Annotated in this window: 23 protein-coding genes and 2 tRNA genes; 6 read left to right on the top strand and 19 right to left on the bottom strand. The window is 55.8% G+C overall.

From position 1 onward, the window contains the following. The 12 genes from nlpD to cysG form a co-directional block, all read right to left on the bottom strand. The coding region (nlpD, locus tag DK872_RS12135) for a murein hydrolase activator NlpD (RefSeq protein ID WP_237656199.1) at window positions 1-1,014 on the bottom strand (1,014 nt) is incomplete at its 3' end. A 176-nt stretch (window positions 1,015-1,190) separates the two neighbouring features. Then, window positions 1,191-1,817 (bottom strand): protein-L-isoaspartate(D-aspartate) O-methyltransferase, encoded by a 627-nt coding sequence (locus DK872_RS12130; RefSeq protein ID WP_007370391.1) that lies wholly within the window; start codon window positions 1,815-1,817, stop codon window positions 1,191-1,193. Next, entirely contained in the window at window positions 1,811-2,572 is a 762-nt protein-coding gene (surE, locus tag DK872_RS12125) for a 5'/3'-nucleotidase SurE (RefSeq protein ID WP_043956770.1), read from the bottom strand. The genes DK872_RS12130 and surE overlap by 7 nt, the downstream gene beginning before the upstream one ends. Further along, on the bottom strand, window positions 2,553-3,602 hold the full coding sequence (truD, locus tag DK872_RS12120; protein WP_071921353.1) for a tRNA pseudouridine(13) synthase TruD: 1,050 nt from the start codon (window positions 3,600-3,602) through the stop codon (window positions 2,553-2,555). The genes surE and truD overlap by 20 nt, the downstream gene beginning before the upstream one ends. Continuing rightward, entirely contained in the window at window positions 3,599-4,078 is a 480-nt protein-coding gene (ispF, locus tag DK872_RS12115) for a 2-C-methyl-D-erythritol 2,4-cyclodiphosphate synthase (RefSeq protein ID WP_007370388.1), read from the bottom strand. Before ispF ends, truD begins: the two co-directional genes overlap by 4 nt. Beyond that, window positions 4,078-4,788, bottom strand: coding sequence for a 2-C-methyl-D-erythritol 4-phosphate cytidylyltransferase (gene ispD, locus DK872_RS12110; RefSeq protein ID WP_090397893.1), 711 nt, complete (start codon window positions 4,786-4,788; stop codon window positions 4,078-4,080). Before ispD ends, ispF begins: the two co-directional genes overlap by 1 nt. Before the next feature lie 19 nt (window positions 4,789-4,807). After that, window positions 4,808-5,146 carry a cell division protein FtsB gene (gene ftsB, locus DK872_RS12105; protein ID WP_007370386.1) on the bottom strand — a complete coding sequence of 113 codons (339 nt, stop codon included), beginning with the start codon at window positions 5,144-5,146 and terminating at the stop codon, window positions 4,808-4,810. A 160-nt stretch (window positions 5,147-5,306) separates the two neighbouring features. Continuing rightward, window positions 5,307-5,633: a DUF3561 family protein gene (locus DK872_RS12100; RefSeq protein WP_161518393.1), complete on the bottom strand. Its 327-nt coding sequence runs from the start codon at window positions 5,631-5,633 to the stop codon at window positions 5,307-5,309. A gap of 111 nt (window positions 5,634-5,744) precedes the next feature. Then, the gene (gene cysC, locus DK872_RS12095; protein ID WP_007370384.1) at window positions 5,745-6,350 is read right to left on the bottom strand and encodes an adenylyl-sulfate kinase; all 606 of its coding nucleotides are present in this window, start codon (window positions 6,348-6,350) and stop codon (window positions 5,745-5,747) included. Continuing rightward, window positions 6,350-7,777, bottom strand: a complete 1,428-nt coding sequence (gene cysN / locus DK872_RS12090; RefSeq protein WP_161518392.1) for a sulfate adenylyltransferase subunit CysN — start codon at window positions 7,775-7,777, stop codon at window positions 6,350-6,352. Before cysN ends, cysC begins: the two co-directional genes overlap by 1 nt. A gap of 9 nt (window positions 7,778-7,786) precedes the next feature. Next, a complete protein-coding gene (gene cysD / locus DK872_RS12085; protein ID WP_007370382.1) occupies window positions 7,787-8,695 on the bottom strand; it encodes a sulfate adenylyltransferase subunit CysD in 909 nt (302 codons plus the stop codon). Between the two features lie 9 nt (window positions 8,696-8,704). Beyond that, the gene (gene cysG / locus DK872_RS12080; RefSeq protein ID WP_202626036.1) at window positions 8,705-10,111 is read right to left on the bottom strand and encodes a siroheme synthase CysG; all 1,407 of its coding nucleotides are present in this window, start codon (window positions 10,109-10,111) and stop codon (window positions 8,705-8,707) included. A gap of 242 nt (window positions 10,112-10,353) precedes the next feature. On the opposite strand from cysG, the gene DK872_RS12075 reads away from it, so the two are divergent. Both DK872_RS12075 and fucR read left to right on the top strand, forming a co-directional pair. Beyond that, window positions 10,354-11,397, top strand: a complete 1,044-nt coding sequence (locus tag DK872_RS12075) for an aminopeptidase (RefSeq protein WP_007370380.1) — start codon at window positions 10,354-10,356, stop codon at window positions 11,395-11,397. A gap of 206 nt (window positions 11,398-11,603) precedes the next feature. Then, window positions 11,604-12,314 carry an L-fucose operon activator gene (fucR, locus tag DK872_RS12070; protein WP_071921884.1) on the top strand — a complete coding sequence of 237 codons (711 nt, stop codon included), beginning with the start codon at window positions 11,604-11,606 and terminating at the stop codon, window positions 12,312-12,314. A 27-nt stretch (window positions 12,315-12,341) separates the two neighbouring features. Here fucR and rlmM read toward each other — a convergent pair whose 3' ends face one another. The 4 genes from rlmM to DK872_RS12050 form a co-directional block, all read right to left on the bottom strand. Further along, window positions 12,342-13,442, bottom strand: a complete 1,101-nt coding sequence (gene rlmM, locus DK872_RS12065; RefSeq protein WP_007370378.1) for a 23S rRNA (cytidine(2498)-2'-O)-methyltransferase RlmM — start codon at window positions 13,440-13,442, stop codon at window positions 12,342-12,344. Beyond that, the gene (locus DK872_RS12060) at window positions 13,435-13,830 is read right to left on the bottom strand and encodes a DUF423 domain-containing protein (RefSeq protein WP_007370377.1); all 396 of its coding nucleotides are present in this window, start codon (window positions 13,828-13,830) and stop codon (window positions 13,435-13,437) included. Before DK872_RS12060 ends, rlmM begins: the two co-directional genes overlap by 8 nt. A 39-nt stretch (window positions 13,831-13,869) precedes the next feature. Further along, window positions 13,870-14,784, bottom strand: coding sequence for a glycine cleavage system transcriptional regulator GcvA (gene gcvA, locus DK872_RS12055; RefSeq protein ID WP_007370376.1), 915 nt, complete (start codon window positions 14,782-14,784; stop codon window positions 13,870-13,872). Between the two features lie 353 nt (window positions 14,785-15,137). After that, window positions 15,138-15,365: a YgdI/YgdR family lipoprotein gene (locus DK872_RS12050; RefSeq protein WP_007370375.1), complete on the bottom strand. Its 228-nt coding sequence runs from the start codon at window positions 15,363-15,365 to the stop codon at window positions 15,138-15,140. A gap of 192 nt (window positions 15,366-15,557) precedes the next feature. Between DK872_RS12050 and csdA the strand changes: the two genes are divergently transcribed. Continuing rightward, window positions 15,558-16,763, top strand: coding sequence for a cysteine desulfurase CsdA (gene csdA, locus DK872_RS12045; protein WP_071921355.1), 1,206 nt, complete (start codon window positions 15,558-15,560; stop codon window positions 16,761-16,763). Beyond that, a complete protein-coding gene (csdE, locus tag DK872_RS12040) occupies window positions 16,763-17,212 on the top strand; it encodes a cysteine desulfurase sulfur acceptor subunit CsdE (protein WP_071921356.1) in 450 nt (149 codons plus the stop codon). Before csdA ends, csdE begins: the two co-directional genes overlap by 1 nt. Here csdE and tcdA read toward each other — a convergent pair. Together tcdA and mltA are read right to left on the bottom strand one after the other, a co-directional pair. Next, window positions 17,197-18,009, bottom strand: coding sequence for a tRNA cyclic N6-threonylcarbamoyladenosine(37) synthase TcdA (gene tcdA / locus DK872_RS12035; RefSeq protein ID WP_007370372.1), 813 nt, complete (start codon window positions 18,007-18,009; stop codon window positions 17,197-17,199). The two genes, csdE and tcdA, sit on opposite strands and share 16 nt — an antisense overlap. 69 nt (window positions 18,010-18,078) lie before the next feature. Then, complete coding sequence (mltA, locus tag DK872_RS12030) at window positions 18,079-19,185, bottom strand: murein transglycosylase A (RefSeq protein WP_161518390.1); 1,107 nt, start codon at window positions 19,183-19,185, stop codon at window positions 18,079-18,081. Between the two features lie 206 nt (window positions 19,186-19,391). On the opposite strand from mltA, the gene DK872_RS12025 reads away from it, so the two are divergent. Together DK872_RS12025 and DK872_RS12020 are read left to right on the top strand one after the other, a co-directional pair. Next, a tRNA-Met gene (locus tag DK872_RS12025) sits at window positions 19,392-19,468 on the top strand. 50 nt (window positions 19,469-19,518) lie between these two features. Beyond that, window positions 19,519-19,595, top strand: a tRNA-Met gene (locus DK872_RS12020). Between the two features lie 76 nt (window positions 19,596-19,671). Here DK872_RS12020 and amiC read toward each other — a convergent pair. Next, window positions 19,672-20,925, bottom strand: a complete 1,254-nt coding sequence (gene amiC / locus DK872_RS12015; protein ID WP_071921357.1) for an N-acetylmuramoyl-L-alanine amidase AmiC — start codon at window positions 20,923-20,925, stop codon at window positions 19,672-19,674. Between the last annotated feature and the right edge of the window lie 144 nt (window positions 20,926-21,069).

Here is a 21,069-nt window from a genome sequence, read left to right as displayed (position 1 = left end):
GGATTTCCCCTTGTAACGAATTTCAAAATGCAAGCGTGTAGAACTGGTTCCGGTGCTACCCATGGTAGCTATTTTTTGCCCCGCCTTAACTTCTTGTTGTTCCCGGACCAGCATTGTGTCGTTATGGGCGTAGGCACTCAGGTAATCATCGTTATGTTTTATGATGATCAGATTACCGTAACCGCGCAGCGCGTTACCGGCATATACAACGCGCCCATCTGCGGTCGCGACAATAGCCTGTCCTTTGCTGCCGGAGATATCGACGCCTTTATTGCCACCTTCGGTAGCAGAGAAGTTGTCGATAACTTTGCCCTCAGTCGGCCAGCGCCATGAAGCAATAGGCGCGCTGGTAGATGTACTGCTGGCAGTCGGTTCGGTTGAGCTTACAGAAGGTGCCGTAACAGGCGCTGTGATGGTTGTCGCAGGCTTGTTGTTTGGCAACATTTTGTTAGCACTTTGTTCACCTGAATCCTCAGAATACGTAATTGTCGGTTTCGAAGCAACCACTACGCTGGAATTTTGTGCAGGTTTTGAGACTATTCCTTGTGCTGAATCATCAGCCCGAGTAATGGCATTTCCACCCGTAATTGGTGTGCCGGATGCATTACCCACTTGCAACGTTTGCCCGACTTCAAGGTTATAAGGCGCGGCGACATTATTACGCTGCGCCAGATCACGGAAATCGTTCCCGGTAATCCACGCAATATAAAATAGTGTATCGCCACGCTTCACCGTATAGGTACTACCGCCGGTATAGCTGCCTTTGGGAATATTGCCGTACTGGCGGTTATAGACGATGCGCCCGTTAACAGTTTCAACAGGCGTCTGCGCCACCGGCTGAATCTGCGTTGGCTGCGCGGGCTGAATTTTCTGCTGCGATGATGTACCAAGTTTTGGCGGCGGCGTGATCAACATTCCGGAGCTGCCGGAACTGGAATTTGAACTGGCGTTGCCGCCAACAGAACTGACCGGGGCTGGAGCATTAGTGGAATTTGAACACCCTGCCAGCCACAGCGAAACCAGTGACAATGCCGCAATACGGCTTACGGTGAATTTCGGGCTTCCCGCGCTCATTTATCCCCCAACAATATTTAGATAACCAATGACTTAAAGATAACCGCGACGCCTGGCGGCAAATGTGCCTACCATACGCTGTTACGGCCTGAAAATCCCAGGGAAAACTCTGTAACTCAGGCCAGTTCGCCTCTTATCAGCGGAACAAAGCGCACCGCTTCCACAGTATCAATAATAAATTCGCTTCCCCGCCGACGAACGCGCTTCAACTGCTGCATTTCATCGCCTACGGGTAAAACAAGAAGGCCGCCATCGTCCAGTTGCGACATCAATGCGGCAGGGATCTCCGGCGGTGCGGCGGTCACAATAATGGCGTCAAACGGAGCGCGGGCCTGCCACCCCTGCCAGCCATCACCGTGACGAGTAGAAACATTGTGTAGATCGAGCTGTTTCAGGCGGCGGCGCGCCTGCCATTGCAGGCTTTTAATGCGTTCAACAGAACAGACATGGTGTACCAGACGCGCCAGAATCGCCGTTTGATAGCCGGAGCCGGTGCCGATTTCCAGCACCCGCGACGCAGGTGTCAGATCCAGCAGCTCGGTCATTCGCGCCACCATATACGGCTGCGAAATGGTTTGCCCCTGACCAATAGGTAACGCGACGTTATCCCACGCTTTGTGTTCAAACGCCTCATCGATAAATTTCTCGCGCGGCACTTGCGATAACGCCTCAAGCACCCGCTCATTTTTAATGCCCTGCGCGCGTAATTGATTGAGAAGATCCTGTACGCGTTTACTCACCATTGCGAATTCACCCCGACACGATCCAGCCAGCCCGACACCACATCATGCGCGCTGTATGCTGTTAAATCTACATGCAACGGCGTGACAGAGACGTAGCCTTCATCCACGGCTGCAAAATCCGTATCCGGCCCGGCATCGCATTTTTCCCCGGGCGGACCAATCCAGTACAGTGTGTTGCCGCGAGGATCCTGCTGCGGAATAACCTGATCGGCCGGGTGACGGCTACCGCAACGGGTAACGCGAATACCCTTGATCTGATCGAGCGGCAGATCCGGCACGTTGATATTGAGGATCCGCCCGGTACGCAGCGGCTCGCGGCTGAGCGCACGCAGAAGAGAGCAGGTGACGGCGGCGGCCGTTTCATAATGGGTATGCCCGTTGAGCGAGACGGCCAGCGCCGGAAAACCGAGATGACGCCCTTCCATCGCAGCGGCAACGGTGCCAGAGTAGATCACATCGTCGCCGAGATTCGGCCCGGCATTAATGCCGGAAACCACCACATCCGGGCGCGGACGCATCAGCGCGTTCACCCCAAGGAAAACGCAGTCGGTCGGCGTGCCCATCTGTACAGCGATATCACCGTTTTCAAAGGTAAAAGTACGGAGCGAAGATTCGAGCGTCAGTGAATTAGACGCACCGCTGCGGTTACGATCGGGCGCGACCACCTGAACATCGGCAAACTCGCGCAGCGCTTTTGCCAGCGTCTGGATTCCCGGCGCGTGGATCCCGTCATCGTTACTCAGCAATATTCGCATAATCACCCGATGTGTTAATAAGTTCCCTGATCACGCTGGTGGCAAAACTTCCCGCCGGGAGCCAGAAACGTAACTCGACGGTGACATCATCCCACCAGTTCCAGCAAAGCTTCTGCGGATAGAGCAGCATTGCGCGGCGCGCAGCTTCTACTTTTTCCCGCACCAGCAACGCCTGTAACTCCGGCGCATCGGCAACCGCCTGTTGCTCAAACGCCAGCGCTGCGCGCTGCGCGCCCCAATCGCCGCTACCCGGCAGCGCGGCGGTAATCATTAAGGTTTTCGCATCGACGCGCGCCTGCAATTCCGCGCGCTCTTCCTCGCTGGCGACAAACCAGCTACCACGCCCCGCTAATTGTAGCGCATCGCCGTCAACAACTTGATTAAAGTCTGTTTTTTTCAATCGTTCGTTGACGATTTGATTAAACAACGCGCTGCGCGCCGCCGACAGCCAGAAGCTGCGTTTATTACGATCGCGAACCGGCGCAGCGCTTTGCGCCCAGCGCAACGCGCCCTGCAAATTGCTGCCGCCAATACCAAAACGCTGCGCACCGAAATAATTCGGCACACCTTTTTCACTGATGGTCTGCAAACGGGCTTCCACATCCGCCCGATCGCTCACTTCACGCAGCACCAGCGTAAATGCGTTGCCCTGCAATGCACCCAGCCGCAGCTTGCGCTTATGGCGGGCATACTCCAGCACTTTACAGCCTTCAAGCTCAAACGTGCTGAGATCCGGCATCGTATTGCCAGGCACGCGGGCGCAGAGCCATTGCTCGGTCACCGCATGTTTATCTTTTTGCCCGGCGAAGCTCACTTCGCGTGCATGAATTTTTAGGAATTTTGCCAGCGCATCTGCCACAAAACGGGTGTTGCAGCCACTTTTCAGAATACGCACCAGAATATGTTCGCCTTCGCCATCCGGTTCAAAGCCGAGATCTTCCACAACGACGAAATCTTCCGGGTTGGCTTTGAGGATCCCGCTACCTGCTGGTTTGCCATGCAGCCAGGTCAGGTTTTCGAATTCTGTCATTTTGCCGCCTTCACCAGCAGCGCTACCGCTTCACAGGCAATGCCTTCGCCACGCCCGGTAAAACCAAGTTTCTCGGTGGTGGTGGCTTTGACGTTGACATCATCCATATGGCAGCCGAGATCTTCGGCGATGAAGACGCGCATCTGCGGAATGTGCGGCAGCATTTTCGGCGCCTGGGCAATGATGGTCACATCAACGTTACTCAGCGTATAGCCCTTCGCCTGAATGCGTCGCCAGGCCTCGCGCAGCAGCGCGCGGCTATCGGCGCCTTTAAATGCCGGATCGGTATCCGGGAACAGTTTGCCGATGTCGCCCAGCGCCGCCGCGCCCAGCAGAGCATCTGTCAGCGCATGCAGTGCCACATCGCCATCAGAGTGCGCCAGCAGCCCTTTCTCGTAAGGAATGCGTACGCCGCCGATAATAATCGGGCCTTCACCGCCAAAGGCGTGTACGTCAAAACCGTGTCCAATGCGCATTATACTTTCTCCTGAAGGTCAGAAAGGGTCAGATAGAATTCTGCCAGCCGTAAATCTTCCGGTCGGGTCACTTTAATATTATCCGCGCGTCCGGCAACCAACTCCGGGTGGAATCCGCAATACTCCAGCGCCGACGCTTCGTCGGTGATCGTCGCGCCTTCATTTAGCGCGCGGGTCAGGCAATCGTGCAGCAGTTGCAGCGGGAAAAATTGCGGCGTTAGCGCATGCCATAAATCATTACGCTCGACGGTATGGGCAATCGCTGTTTTTCCCGGCTCCGCGCGTTTCATGGTGTCGCGCACCGGCGCGGCAAGAATACCGCCGACGCGGCTGGTTTCGCTGAGCTGTAACAGCCGGTTTAAATCATCCTGATGCAGACAAGGACGCGCGGCATCATGCACCAGCACCCACTGTGCGTCGCCAGCGGCTTTTAAGCCCGCCAGCACCGAATCAGCGCGTTCTGCGCCGCCGTTCACCACGGTAATCTGCGGATGTTGCGCCAGCGGCAGACGGGCAAAGCGCTCGTCGCCTGGACTGACGGCAATAATCACCCGGCTGACGCGCGGGTGGGCAAGCAGCGCGTCTACGGCGTGCTCAAGAATGGTTTTTTGGCCAATGGAGAGATACTGCTTAGGACATTCCGTTTGCATGCGGCGGCCGAATCCGGCGGCCGGCACCACGGCACAGACGTCCGGAATTAGTGCTGACATGTCGTAAACCCGGGACTGTTTATCGATTATTTTGTGTGTTTTGATTCTGATTCTGGTTTTGCGCTGACCCCGGCGTACGCTTTGACGAGTCCGGCACCAGACGATAAAACGTTTCGCCCGGCTTAGTCATGGTTAATTCATTGCGTGCGCGTTCCTCAATCGCTTCCTGACCGCCATTGAGGTCGTCAATTTCGGCGAAAAGCTGATCGTTACGCGATTTTAATTTGGCGTTCGTCGCCTGCTGTGTCGCCACATCTTCGCTGACGCGGCCGTAGTCATGCAGACCATTCTTGCCAAACCACAGCGAGTACTGTAGCCAGACCAGTAAAGCCAGCAATAGCAGCGTTAGTTTACCCATCCTGCCCCCTGAAAAACGGCACCATCATCCCATAACTTTTCGTCAGACTCCACTCCGGGGCCGGGCGATGCCGCGCAAGCGCCAGACTTTATCATAAATGTCTTCCGAACCGTAGCCGGACACATTGCCTTAATGAGGGTTACGCTTTGACGTAAGGCCGCTAGCCCAGCAACCACATAAACAGCACGCCAAACATGGCGGCGACCGTCAACAGCGTCGCCACGCTGCTGTAAAGCAACCGGCCACCGAGCAGCGAATACAATGCAATGCCGACCACCACGGAGACGGGCATCAGCGCGAGGAAAAACGGCCAGGTATAGAGAAAGAAAAATAGCGTGTTGGAACCGTAAATCATAAACGGGATCGCCAGCGCCAGCAGCCATGCAACGAACCCCACCACGGCCCCGGGAAAAGACCATGTGGTTTCGTCGGAGGTCGCAGGGAGTGGTGGCGACCGTGTGAGGGTGATGTTCTGACTGTTACGCATATCGGATCCTGTTGCCTGTACGACCGGTAAACAGGAGATACGTGCGCCAATTCAGGAAGCGTAATCTCAACGCCGTAATGCCTGAAGAAGGCGCGTATCGCCAGTACCGTCTCAGGATCTGATAATATCGCTCTCCCGGAGGAGGTCTAATAATTGGCTGACCAAATTTGTTACCAATTGTTCACCTTGCAGGTGAACTTCCGGCGATTTGGGCGCTTCGTAAACCGAATCAATCCCGGTGAAATTACGCAGTTCACCGGCGCGCGCTTTCTTGTACAACCCTTTAGGATCGCGCGCTTCACAAATCGCCAGCGGCGTATCGACAAACACTTCGATAAAACGCCCTTCCCCGAGGCGTTCACGCACCATCTGGCGCTCAGCGCGGTGCGGCGAAATAAATGCCGTCAGCACCACCAGCCCGGATTCCACCATCAGTTTGGCTACTTCGCCGACGCGGCGGATATTCTCTTTGCGATCGTCATCACTAAAGCCGAGATCGCTGCACAAACCGTGGCGCACATTGTCGCCATCCAGCAGATAAGTACTGACACCTGCCTTATGCAGCGCCTCTTCCAGCGCGCCAGCGACCGTCGATTTGCCGGAGCCGGAGAGCCCGGTAAACCACAGCACAACCCCACGGTGACCGTGGAGTTGTTCGCGCTGCTCAGGCGTTACCGGATGGGCATGCCAGACGACATTTTCGTCATGCAGAGCCATTATTTGCCTCCCAGCAGATCGCGCGCGCCCCAGTGCGGGAAGTGCTTACGGATAAGCTGGTTCAGCTCCAGTTCAAACGCGCTGAACTCCGAGGCGCTGGTCGTCTGTTCAATATGAACATCACGCACCATACCCGCGCCCACGGTCACGTTGCTCAGCCGATCGATAAAGATAATGCCGCCGGTGACCGGGTTTTGCTGATACGCGTCCAGCGTCAGCGGTTCATCAAAGGTCAAATCAACCAGACCAATGCCGTTCAGCGGCAGGCTCTCGACCTGGCGCTGCGTCAGATTGTTGATGTCCACCTGATACTGAATGGCATCGACGCGTGCGCGCGTCTTTTTGCCCGCCACTTTGATGTCAAAGCTCTGGCCCGGTTGCAACGGCTGTTCCGCCATCCACACCACGTCAAGCGACGCGCGCTGTACGGCTGGCAGGGTTTCCTGCGCATCAAGAATCAGGTCGCCGCGGCTGATGTCGATCTCATCTTTCAGCACCAGCGTAATGGCTTCGCCCGCTCCCGCTTCCTGTAAATCGCCATCAAACGTGACGATGCGGGTAATGGTCGATTCCACGCCTGATGGCAGCACTTTAATGCGTTGACCCACGCTCACCACGCCGGACGCCAGCGTACCGGAGAAACCACGGAAGTCGAGGTTCGGGCGGTTAACATACTGCACCGGGAAACGCATCGGCTGGGTATCGACTACGCGCTGGATCTCGACGATTTCCAGCACTTCCAGCAGCGTCGGGCCGCTGTACCACGGCATTTTTTCGCTCTGGCTGGCAACGTTATCGCCTTCCAGCGCCGACAGCGGCACGAAACGGATATCCAGGCTGCCCGGCAGTTGTTCAGCAAAGGTCAGGTAGTCCTGGCGGATGTTTTCGAAGATCTCTTCGCTAAATTCCACCAGATCCATTTTATTCACTGCCACCACCAGGTGCTTGATACCCAGCAGCGTGGAGATAAAGCTGTGGCGACGGGTTTGATCCAGCACGCCTTTACGCGCATCGATCAACAAAATCGCCAGATCGCAGGTGGACGCGCCGGTGGCCATATTGCGGGTGTACTGCTCATGCCCTGGCGTATCGGCGATGATAAATTTGCGCTTCTCCGTGGAGAAATAGCGATAGGCCACATCAATGGTAATGCCCTGCTCACGCTCCGCTTGCAGGCCGTCCACCAGCAGCGCAAGGTCGAGTTTTTCGCCCTGCGTGCCGTGGCGTTTACTGTCGTTATGCAGCGTAGAGAGCTGATCTTCATAGATCTGGCGGGTATCGTGCAGCAGACGGCCGATCAGGGTGCTTTTCCCGTCATCGACGCTGCCGCAGGTCAGAAAGCGCAGCAGGCTTTTGTGCTGCTGAGCGTGCAGATACGCTTCAACGCCGCCTTCGTTGGCAATTTGTTGGGCAATAGTGGTATTCATGGCGGCTCCTTAGAAGTATCCCTGACGTTTTTTCAGCTCCATCGAGCCGGCCTGGTCGCGGTCAATCACGCGGCCCTGACGTTCACTGGTGGTGGAAACCAGCATCTCTTCAATGATCTCCGGCAGCGTCTGCGCGGAAGATTCCACCGCGCCGGTCAGCGGCCAGCAGCCGAGCGTACGGAAACGCACCATCCGCTGCTCGATCACTTCGCCAGGTTGCAGATCGATACGGTCGTCATCGATCATCATCAGCATACCGTCGCGCTCCAGTACCGGGCGCTCTGCCGCCAGGTACAGCGGAACGATTTCAATATTTTCCAGGAAGATGTACTGCCAGATATCCAGCTCGGTCCAGTTCGAGAGCGGGAAAACGCGAATGCTTTCACCCTTGTTGATCTGGCCGTTGTAGTTGTGCCACAGCTCCGGACGCTGGTTCTTCGGATCCCAGCGGTGGAAACGGTCGCGGAAGGAGTAAATACGCTCTTTGGCGCGTGATTTCTCTTCGTCGCGGCGCGCGCCGCCGAAAGCCGCGTCAAAACCGTATTTGTTCAGAGCCTGCTTCAGCCCTTCGGTTTTCATAATGTCGGTATGTTTCGCGCTGCCGTGCACGAACGGGTTAATCCCCATCGCCACCCCTTCCGGGTTTTTGTGCACCAGCAGTTCGCAGCCATATGCTTTGGCGGTACGGTCGCGGAATTCATACATCTCACGGAATTTCCAGCCGGTATCGACGTGCAGCAGCGGAAACGGCAGCGTGCCCGGATAGAAGGCTTTACGCGCCAGATGCAACATCACGCTGGAATCTTTGCCGATGGAGTACATCATCACCGGGTTGGAAAATTCGGCGGCCACTTCGCGGATGATATGGATGCTTTCCGCCTCCAGTTGTCGCAGGTGAGTGAGTCGTTTTTGATCCATAACCATTCCTTAAGCCAGTTTAATCACGGAGGCGTCAAAGGCGTCCGTTGCTGTCGTATGCCGGAACCAGGCGAGCTCGCGATGAAGCTGCACCACTTCGCCCACCACCAGCAGGGCGGGCATCGGCGCAGCATGCGCCAGTTCCTCGAGTTGTTCTAGTGTGCCGGTAGTAACCTGTTGCTCCGCGCGCGTACCGCGAGAGATCACCGCCACCGGCGTGGTTTTATCGCGCCCGTGAGCAATCAGTTGTTCGCTGATCTCTGCCGCTTTCATGGTGCCCATATAAATCGCCAGCGTCTGTCGGCTTTGCGCCAGTTGCGCCCAGTCGAACGGTACGCTGTCGGCTTTATAGTGGCCGGTGACAAATGTTACCGACTGGGCAAAATCCCGGTGCGTCAGGGGAATGCCTGCATAAGCCGTCGCGCCGGAGGCCGCCGTGACGCCCGGCACCACCTGAAAAGGAATGCCGGCTTCTGCCGCCGCCTGTAACTCTTCACCGCCGCGGCCAAAAATAAACGGGTCGCCGCCTTTCAGCCGCACCACCGTTTTACCTTCGCGCGCCGCATCCACCAGCATGCGGTTGGTCTCATGCTGCGCCACCGAATGGGAACTGGCGCGTTTACCGACGCAGATTTTCTCTGCATCGCGGCGGGTCAGCTCCAGCACTTCATCGCTGACCAGATGATCGTAAAACACCACGTCGGCCTGCTGGATCACCTGCAAACCGCGCAACGTCAGCAGCCCCGCGTCGCCCGGACCGGCGCCAACCAGGATAATTTCTCCGCTACCCGAACCCGGCTGTTTCAGTTCGGCTTCGAGCGCTTTTTCGGCGGCGGGTTCATCTCCGGCAGCCATCAGGCTGGCAAAACGCCCGCGAAAAGCGCTTTCCCAGAAGCGGCGACGTTCATCCGTGGTGCGGCGAAAGGCTTTAATCCGCGAACGCCAGCGCCCGGCCACTTCCGCCATACGGCCCAGATTGCCCGGCAGCAGCGCTTCTATCTTTTCACGCAGCAGACGCGCCAGCACCGGCGCGGTTCCGCCAGAGGAAATCGCCACCAGCAGCGGCGAGCGATCAACAATCGACGGGAAAATAAAGGAACACAGCGGCTGGTTATCCACGACGTTGACCAGCTTGTGACGCGCATTTGCTGCCGCAAAGACGCGCTGATTCAGCGCCGTGTCATCGGTTGCCGCAATCACCAGGAAAACGGCATCCAGCTGTGCTTCGTCAAATTCGGTCGCCAGCCAGTGAATCGCCTGGCTGTCGGCAAGCTGTTGCAGTTGCGGTTCCAGCCGTTGCGCGACAACCTGCACGCGTGCGCCAGCGCGACGCAAAAAGGTGATCTTGCGCGCGGCGATTTCGCCGCCGCCAATCACCAGTACGGGGCGGTCTTTTACTTCAGCAAATAATGGCAGGTAATCCACAAAGCAACTCACTTACAGCCAGCAATAGTGCGACTATAGGGGGCGGTTCCGGGCGAATGAAATTACGAATTGGAATGAGTAGTTCCGCAAAGGAATAACGCAGTGGCAATACAAATATCAAAAAGTGCTTAAGGCGAGCATTTTCGGCAGGTTAAGAACAAATGAAATTGTGTAAACCTGGTCACAGTTTCATACTAAGCGCGTCAAAAAAATTGCTGCATAAAGGACTCTCTATGTTTTCCGCATTGCGCCTCCGTACCGCTGCCCTGGCGCTCGGCGTATGCTTTATCCTTCCGGCTCATGCCCGTACGTCCCAACCCGGTGAATTTGCCAACGAGCAGGCTCGCCACATTGCCACCCTCTTTCCTGGACGCATGACCGGCACACCGGCTGAAATGCTCTCCGCAGACTATTTGCAGCAGCAGTTTGAACAGATGGGATACCAGAGCGATATCCGCAAGTTCAAAACCCGCTACCGCTACACCACCAAAGATAACCGGCAGAACTGGCAAAATGTCACCGGCAGTACGGTGATCGCCGCCCATGAAGGCACGCTGCCGCAGCAGATCATGATTATGGCGCATCTTGATACGTATGCGCCGCATAGCGATGCCGATGTCGATAACAATCTGGGCGGCCTGACGCTTCAGGGCCTGGATGACAACGCGGCCGCGCTGGGCGTGATGCTGGAACTGGCGCAGGTGCTGAAATCCGTGCCAACGCAGTACAGCATCCGCTTTGTCGCCACCAGCGGTGAGGAAGAGGGCCATCTTGGCGCGGCAAACGTGCTCGCTCGGATGAGCGAGCAAGAGAAGAAAAATACCCTGCTGGTGATCAACCTTAATAACCTGATTGTCGGCGACAAGCTCTACTTTAATAGTGGCAAAAATACGCCAGCATCGGTCCGTAAACTGACGCGGGATCGTGCGCTGGCTATCGCCCGCGCCCACGGTATCAGCGCGATGATAAATCCCGGCCTTAACCCTGATTACCCGAAAGGCACCAGTTGCTGCAACGATGCCGAGGTGTTTGATAAAGCGGGGATCCCGGTTCTGTCGGTGGAAGCCACCAACTGGTCGCTCGGCAAGAAAGACGGCATGCAACAGCGGGCGAAATCAAAAAGTTTCCCTGATGGCATCAGCTACCACAACGCGCGCATCGATAACCAGCAGTTCCTCGATCAAGCCCTGCCCGGCCGTATTGCGCACCGTAGCCGCGACGTGATGCGGATTATGTTGCCGTTAACCAAAGAGCTGGCCAAAGCCAGTAACCCGTAAGCGCTCAGGCGTCCTGAAATCAGGGCGCCTTTTCTTCTGTGGCAACATCTCACCCGTTTCTTTCGCAAAAAACCTTTGCGATCGGTATCACAGGAGAGCTCGCGAAGTAACGGAATATTCTTTTAAAGAAAGGGGTAACGCCGTAATCTTTTTGCCCGTAGCGCCCGCATGATGCAGGCCTTCATCGGATGACGGAAGAAGAGCAAATGAAAGCGGCACGCCAACAAACCATCATCGATCTGTTGAGGCATCACCAGAGCCTGACAACCGAAGCATTGTCAGTGCAGCTCAACGTCAGCAAAGAGACGATTCGCCGCGATCTCAGTGAATTGCAGGCGCAGGGAAAAGTGCTGCGCAATCACGGGCGCGCCAGGACGCTCCACCAGGAAAATCAGGACAGCGGCGATCCCTTTCATATCCGCCTGAAAAGCCATTATGCCCACAAGGCGGATATCGCCCGCAAAGCGCTTGGCTGGATAGAAGAAGGCATGGTGATCGCGCTGGACGCCAGCTCCACCTGCTGGTATCTCGCTCGCCAGTTGCCGGACTGCAATCTCCATGTCTTTACCAACAGCCACCCAATTTGCCAGGAGCTGGCCAAGCGTGAACATCTGCAACTGATCAGTTCCGGCGGCACGCTGGAGCGCAAATATGGCTGCTACGTCAATCCGTCGCTCATCTCCCAGCTCAAATCGCTCGATATCGACCTGTTTATTTTTTCCTGCGAAGGGATCGACAGCAGCGGCACGCTCTGGGATTCAAACACCTACAATGCCGGGTTCAAATCCATTCTGCTGAAACGCGCGGCGCAGTCGTTACTGCTGATCGATAAGAGTAAATTCAACCGTTCGGGAGAGGCGCGGATTGGGCACCTGGATGATGTGACGCATATTGTCTCTGACAGCGAACTCGCCTGAGCCGGACATTGCCCGGCTCAGCTGGTTTTAACGCTCGTCGCGACGACCGCCGACGGCCGCCCACATACGACGCACATGTACCGTGACTTCTTCGCGATCGTGGTACAGCTGGCGCGCCTGAATTTGCGCAGCGATATTATGTTCATCCAGCTGCTGCTGGATAAAGGCGAGGTTATTTGACACCTCTTCATAGCGCTTTTTCATCGGCAGCTTCAGGTTGAAAATAGTTTCGCGGCACCAGCCCTGCACCAGCCACTGCGCCATCAGCGCGGCGACTTTCGCCGGTTTTTCCACCATATCGCACACCATCCATGAGATGTTATTGCGGTTCGGCCGGTAACGGAAACCATCTTCCCGCAGCCAGGTGACCTGCCCGGTATCCATCAGGCTTTGCGCCATCGGGCCGTTATCCACAGAAGACACCCACATATTGCGTTTCACCAGTTGATAGGTCCAGCCGCCCGGGCAGGCACCGAGATCTACCGCGTACATGCCGTTGGCCAGGCGCTCATCCCATTCGTCCGCCGGAATAAAGACGTGGAACGCCTCTTCCAGTTTGAGGGTTGAACGGCTCGGCGCATCCGACGGGAACTTCAGGCGCGGGATGCCCATATAGAACGGAGAATTGTTATACGAATACGAATAACCGGTATAACAGCAGCCAGGAGCAATAAAGAAGATATGCACCACCGGACGTTTCGGCGAATCATTGCGCGCCAGCACGCCTGCTTCACGCAGCGCACCGCGCAGCGGCACGGTGAACTTGCGGCAGAACTTCATCAGTTCTTTGCTTTCGTTGGTATCGGCCACCTCGACGCGCAAATCCCCGGCTTTCTCCACCACGCCCTGCAACATACCGACGATCGGCGTAATACGATCTTCTGGCGGCAGATCGCGCAACAGTTCGCCCACGACAAACATCTGACGGGCGAAAATCAGCGAACTGAACGGCAGCTCGCGCGCCACTTTGTCCGCGTCGTTTTCCTGATAGCACTCGAACACGACATAGCCCGAATTCTCTTTCACCCGGGCAAAACCGAACACCTCAAGGCGGCCAGCTTTATCGGTAATTTCGGCTGCGCACTCTTTCTCAAAACCCGGGCGGCACAGCAATACCACTTTATTCATGAACAACGCCCCTACGTTTCAGACGAATTGCGCCAATCAACATCAATGCCCAGCCGATTAAGAAACAAACCCCACCGACTGGCGTAACAAACGCCCACAAGCGTAAATGCGAAAGTGCCAGGCAATAGAGGCTGCCGCTAAACAGCACGGTGCCCAGCGCAAGAAAAACACTACTCCAGTAAAACCAGATGCTGATGCGACGCTGCATCGCCACCGCCAGGCCCAGCACGGCCAGCGTGTGGAATGCCTGATATTCGAGGCCGGTCTGGATCCAGCTCATCTCCGGCACACCCAAAGTTTTACGTAAAACATGCGCGCCGAATGCGCCGAGCGCGACAAATACAAAACCGCTCACCGCGGCGAAAATCAACATAAAACGGCTGGTCATGTGAGTACCCTAAAAAGTCATACGCGCCACGCGCGCGCATTAATGTTCATAACGGAAACGGAATTTTTCCTGTTCGCTTGCCGCTTTGGCCAGGATCCACTGACGAAAGGCGGCTATTTTACCCAGTTCTGCCTGACTGTCATGACAAACCAGATAAAACGCATTCTTACTGACCAGAACATCATTAAACGGGCAGACCAGGCGACCTGCCTCGATTTCGGACTGTGCCATTACATTGTTGGCCAGTGCGATCCCCTGTCCGTGGATGGCCGCCTGAAGCACCATAGAGCTGTGGCTGAAGATGGGTCCCTGCTGAACGTTGAGGTTAAGACCTAATTGCCGCGTATAAGTTTGCCAGTCGCGACGCGATGCGTCGTGCAATAAAGTGTGGTGCGCTAAATCTTCCGGCGTTTTCAGCGCTTTATCGCCCGTCAGCAACAGCGGCGAACAGACCGGCAGCAAATATTCGGCGTACAATTTTTCGACGCGCATTCCCGGCCAGTTACCGCGCCCGTAAAAAATCGCCACGTCGACATCGTCCGCCAGTTTATCTTCCTGACGGTCAACGGCCTGGATACGAACGTCAATTCCCGGATAAGTTGAGTTAAAGTCGGAGAGCCTTGGCACCATCCACTGGATGGCAAAACTGGGGAGCAAACTGACGGTTAGCGCGCCTTTTGCACTGCGCGCCTGCAACTTACGTGTGGCTTCCGTCAGTTGGGAAAATATTTCTTTAATATCCTGAAAATAGCTCTGCCCCTCTTCGGTCAGCAGCAGTGAACGGTTGCGTCGGCGAAAGAGTTTGAGCCCGAGGAAATCCTCAAGAGACTTGATTTGGTGGCTTACTGCGGCCTGCGTCACAAAAAGCTCATCAGCTGCGCGCGTGAAACTTAAATGGCGTGCGGCAGCATCAAAAACGCGTAATGCATTCAGTGGTGGTAATCGCTTGGACATGGTTTTCAGGCTTAGATGTAAAGGCAATTTAACAAACAGGAAACAGTGATTAACCTATTAGTTTTTTTTATCTGAGCCATTATAAATTGTCCGTTGAGCTTCTACCAGCAAATACCTATAGTGGCGGCACTTCCTGAGCCGGAACGAAGAGCTTTTTTCGGAATGCGTGTTCTGAAGGGCTTTTGGCTTACGGTTGTGATGTTGTGTTGTTGTGTTTGCAATTGGTCTGCGATTCAGACCACGGTAGCGACGCTACCCCTTTTTCACTTCCTGTACATTTACCCTGTCTGTCCATAGTGATTAATGTAGCACCGCAAGATTGCGGTGCTTTTTTTTTACCTCACATTCAGCGCTTACTTATCCAGCGCGACCATCTCTTTCACGTCGCTACGGTTGATCTGCTGTTCGTTGCCGTTAGCGTCTTTATACGAAATCAGGCCGGTCTGATCGTCAGTTTTCGGTTTCCCTTCCGAGACGATCGTGCGTCCATCATTGGTATGTAACGCGTAATTCGGACCGGAACAGGCGCTCAGGGCAAAAGTAAACATACATGCAGAAATAATTGCGGCAGTCTTCTTCATCTTCTTCTCCTTCTGGCAATTAATGCTGTGAAATACTCTTAGTGGAAGAGTCTTAAACATTTACCTAACACTATTTAGCATAACCTGCTTACATCTCCCTGCCAGGACAAACAGACAATTCCGATGGAGTGCAACGTTCTTGCTCCGACAGAAAAATTGCGCGACGATCGCGCTATTGATACGAGGAATCGCATGAACGCATTTAACCCATCGCAATTTCGCGCGCAGTTCCCGGCGCTGGCCGACGCGGGTGTCTATCTGGATAGCGCCGCCACCGCCCTGAAACCGCAGGCGGTAATTGATGCCACACAACAGTTTTACAGCCTCAGCGCAGGTAATGTGCACCGCAGCCAGTTTGCCCAGGCGCAGCAGTTAACCGCACGCTACGAAGCCGCGCGTGACCAGGTCGCCGCGCTGCTCAATGCGCCCTCCGGCAAAAATATCGTCTGGACGCGCGGTACCACCGAAGCCATCAACATGGTCGCCCAATGCTATGCACGCCCGCGCCTGCAAGCGGGCGATGAAATCATTGTCAGCGAGGCGGAACATCATGCCAACCTGGTGCCGTGGCTGATGGTGGCGCAACAAACCGGCGCGCGGGTGGTGAAACTGCCGCTCGGCGCCGATCACCTGCCGGATATCAACCAACTATCGTCGCTTATCACCTCGCGTAGCCGCATCCTGGCGCTGGGGCAGATGTCCAATGTCACCGGCGGTTGCCCGGATCTGGCGCAGGCGATTACGCTGGCGCATGCGGCAGGCATGGTGGTGATGGTCGATGGTGCGCAGGGCGTCGTGCATTTCCCGGCCAACGTGCAGCGGCTGGATATCGATTTCTATGCATTTTCCGGCCATAAACTCTACGGTCCTAACGGCATCGGCGCGCTGTATGGGAAAGCGGAATTGCTGGATGAGATGACGCCGTGGCTGGGCGGCGGCAAGATGATCAGCGAAGTGACATTTGACGGCTTCACCACTCAGCCTGTGCCGTACAAGCTGGAGGCTGGTACGCCAAACGTGGCGGGCGTGATTGGCCTCAGCGCGGCGCTGGAGTGGCTGAAAACGCTGGATACCGCCCAGGCGGAGAGCTACAGCCGCGGGCTGGCGACGCTGGCAGAAGATCAACTGGCTAAACGTCCGGGTTTCCGCTCCTTTCGCTGCCAGGACTCAAGCCTGCTGGCCTTCGATTTTGACGGCGTACATCACGGCGATATGGTGACACTGCTTGCAGGTTACGGTATTGCGCTGCGCGCCGGTCAGCACTGCGCCCAGCCGCTGCTGGCCGCGCTTGGCGTCAGCGGCACCCTGCGCGCCTCATTTGCACCCTATAATACACAACAGGATGTAGATGCGCTGGTACAGGCTGTGGACCGCGCCCTGGAAATATTGGTGGATTAATGACAAGCCCGACTTTCGCCGGACACCCGTTCGGCACAACCGTTACCGAAGAGACTCTGCGCCAGACGTTTGGCGCACTGAACCAATGGGAAGATAAATACCGTCAGTTGATTATGCTTGGTAAGCAACTGCCTGCAGCATCGGAAGCGCTGAAGGCGCAGGCGCGGGAAATTCCCGGCTGCGAAAATCGCGTCTGGCTCGGTTCAACGCTGAGCGCGGAGGGAACGATGCATTTCTTCGGCGAGAGCGAAGGGCGAATTGTTCGCGGATTGCTGGCCGTGCTGTTGACGGCAGTAGAAGGCAAGCGCCCGGAGGATCTCATTCAGCACGATCCGATGTCGCTGTTCGATGAACTGGGGTTACGCGCCCAGTTGAGCGCGTCGCGTAGCCAGGGGCTGGCGGAGCTGGCCGCCGCCGTGCAGGATGCGGCCCGTCAGGCGCTGACCTGACGCTCTGCTTTCGCCATCAGTTTTTTCAGCGCATGGGAAACCGCGATAAAACCAAAGGTTGCGGTTACCATCGTTGCAGCACCAAAACCGGCTGCGCAATCCATACGTTTCGGCCCTTCCGCCGTACTTTTCATCGCACAGACTGAACCGTCCGCCTGCGGGTAAACCAGCGCTTCGGTAGAGAATACGCAGTCGACGCCGAGCTTCCCTTTGCTGTTCTTCACCACGCCAAAATCACTTTTCAATCGCTCGCGCAATTTTGCCGCCAGCGGATCCTGAATGGTTTTCGCCAGATCGCTGACCTGGATCTGCGTTGGATCGATCTGCCCACCGGCACCGCCCGTGGTCACCAGCGGGATCTTATTGCGACGGCAATATGCAATGAGTGCGGCTTTCGGGCGTACGCTGTCGATCGCATCGATCACATAGCTGTAGCCCTGGCTCATCAGTTGCGCAACGTTGTCGGCAGTCACAAAGTCATCCACCACCGTCACCCGGCACTCCGGGTTGATCTGGCGAATGCGATCCGCCATCACCTCAGCTTTTGCCAGGCCAACGTTATCGCGCAGGGCGTGGATCTGCCGGTTGGTGTTGGTCACGCACACGTCGTCCATATCAATCAGCGTGATCGCGCCGATGCCCGTTCGCGCCAGCGCTTCAGCCGCCCAGGAACCCACGCCGCCGATACCGACCACGCAGATATGCGCATCGGCAAACCACTGCAACGCTTTCTCGCCATATAAACGCGCCGTGCCGCCAAAACGCTGACGCCAGGCATCGCTGATTACTGCTGACATAAAACAGACCTCAAAGAAAACAGAAAACCCTCTTCCGCAGGCGAAAGAGGGTTGCAGAGTGTATCACACTCAGCCGCTGAACACGCCGCCGCTGGTGCCCGCGCCCGGAGCGTTTTTCAGCACCCAGACCCGGCCATAATGGTTATACCAGCCTGCGCGGTGACCGGCATCCGGGCCAATGCCCTGATAGATATCGAAGTGCTGGCCTTTGATAGCGCCGCCAACATCCAGCGCCACCATCAGGCGCAGCTCATACTGACCGTTGAATTTGCCTTTATTGTCCAGTTGCGGTACTTCCGCCAGCAGCGTGGTGCCCGGCGGAATAATGCTGCGATCGGAAGCAACAGAAGCGCGTCCAATCAGTGGCACTGCGCTGGCACCTTTCACCGGCGCCCAGGATTGCGGTTTAAAGAAGACAAACGACGCATTCTCTTCCAGCAGCGCGCGCACTTCCGCTTCACTGTGTTTTTCACCCCATTCGCGGATGGCCTGCATCGACATATCTTCTTTCTTCACTTCGCCGCGCTCGATCAGCACTTTGCCGATACTGCGGTAAGCATGGCCATTTTTTCCGGCGTAACTGAAGAAGTTAAGCGGGCTGCCATCGCCAAAATCAATATAGCCGCTGCCCTGCACATCCATAATAAAGTTGTCCATCAGCGAGTTGCTGTACGCCAGCACATAGTTGTCGCTGAGCGCGCCGGCATAGATTTCCGCGCGCGTTGGCAAGCGGCCGCGTTTGGGCGGCATGCGATAAATCGGGTACTGGAACTCACCCTGGCGCGTGTGGCGCGCCTGCACTACCGGCGTGTAGTACCCGGTAAATTGCACGTTTCCGTAATTATCCGTTCCTTCCATCTGCCACGCGTCAAGACCGTACTGGCGCAGGGTGCGCGTATCGCCGCCCGACATCAGCCATGACTGAATCGCATTGTAAAGGCCGCTCTGGCTGCTATAGAGGCGCGGAGAAGCGGAACGAATTTGATTAACCTGCTCGGAGAAGTCTCCGGCGTTGATTGGCGCACCGACGGCGTCAGGTTGATTGACCAGGGAAAAAGGCTGGGAAAACTTTCCGTCTTTATACTGTTGACCGCGATCGGTCGGTTTGGAGGAACAGGCGGCAAGGATTGCGACCATGGCGCCTGTGAGTACGAACTTAGCCCAACGTCCTTTCATTATATCTCGTCTTCTGATTAACCTGCAGCGGGGTGAAGATAACAAACCCTATTCACTAAAGAAATGCGTCAGCACAACCCATCGCCAATTTCGCATAAAAAATAAGCTAATTGTATTGTTTTTACACATAATCCCGGCAATTCGTCGAATTAGTCAAAAAAAAGGTTGCATCGCTAAGTTTGCAGAGTATAGTGCGCATCCACGGACGCGGGGTGGAGCAGCCTGGTAGCTCGTCGGGCTCATAACCCGAAGGTCGTCGGTTCAAATCCGGCCCCCGCAACCAATTAAAATGTGAAGAAAAAAGTTTACATGATGGAAGTGTAAACAGACGGACGCGGGGTGGAGCAGCCTGGTAGCTCGTCGGGCTCATAACCCGAAGGTCGTCGGTTCAAATCCGGCCCCCGCAACCAATCACAATAAACACCTTAACGGGTGTTTTTTTGTTTCTGCGGTCCGTAAAAAATGGCGCCTTTCAGCGCCACTCTATTATCCCCTTCTCGCCAGCGTCGCGCCATCCGAGAAATAAGCTTTAATCCCCGCCAGAATCGACTCCGCCACTTCCTGCTGGAATTTGGCCGTCTTCAGCTTACGTTCCTCTTCCACATTACTGATAAACGCGGTCTCGACCAGAATCGACGGAATATCCGGCGCTTTCAGCACCGCAAAACCGGCCTGTTCAACCTGATTTTTATGCAGATTGTTAACGTTGCCAAGCTTGTTGAGTACGGCTTTACCGAACTTCAGGCTGTCATTGATGGTCAGCGACTGCACCATATCGAACATGGTGTGATCGAGATAACGGTCGCCGCTTTTACTGACGCCACCAATAAGGTCAGAAGCGTTCTGCGTCTCCGCCAGATACTTCGCCGCCGTGCTGGTCGCCCCTTTGGTCGAAAGGGCAAATACTGAAGAACCGCTCGGCTGACGGCTGGTGAAAGCATCGGCGTGAATCGACACAAACAGATCCGCACGCTGTTTTTGCGCTTTGGCAACGCGCACTTTCAACGGGATGAAAACATCCTCGTTACGCGTCATATAGGCTTTCATATTGCCTTCTTTCTCGATCAGCGCGTACAGACGGCGGGCGATTTGCAGCACCACGTCTTTCTCGCGGGTACGGTATTTCCCCATCGCCCCCGGATCTTCGCCGCCGTGACCAGGATCCAGCATAATAACGATTGGCCGATCGCGCCCCGCTTTCCCCGGCTGTGGGCCGCTATCCTGCTTCGGTACCTGCTGTTCAAGATCGCCTTTGTTGTACTCTTCCAGCAGCGCCAGCAGCGGATCCTGCACATCTTTCGCATTCACCGGATAGAGATCCATCACCAGCCGCTCTTTGAAGCCAGCTACCGGCGCCAGCGCGAACAGTTGCGGCGCAACATCCTGTTTCAGCTCAAACACCATGCGCACGGTTTGCGGATCAAACTGACCAACGCGCGCAGACTTGATAAAGGGATCGTCGCCACGAATCTGCGTCCCCATGCCTTTAAGCACGGAGTTAAGGTGTACACCTTCGAGATCCACCACCAGCCGGTCAGGGTTACTCAACGTGAACTGCTTGTATTTAATGACCTGGTTAGATTCCACCGTCACGCGCGTATAGGTAGACGCTGGCCAGACGCGAACCGCCACTACGTGGCTTACCGCTGCCAGGCCCATTTGGCTTACGCTTAATAACCACATGGCCCCCGCCCCTTTTAATAACCTGCGGCGGCTCACCGATGATTGACTTCCCGACATGCCTCTCCCGAGCAATTTTTCGCTAAATAATGCTATTCGTCAGAATTGACCGAAAACTTTAACGAATGATGCATAAACTGTCATCCATTAAAGGGTAAACATATGTCTGCCCAATGGCTTCGCCGGGGCAACTTTATTGAATGA

The organism is Kosakonia sp. MH5, assembly GCF_009935945.1.
GTDB lineage: Bacteria > Pseudomonadota > Gammaproteobacteria > Enterobacterales > Enterobacteriaceae > Kosakonia > Kosakonia radicincitans.
This window is presented reverse-complemented; position numbering and strand designations above follow the sequence as displayed.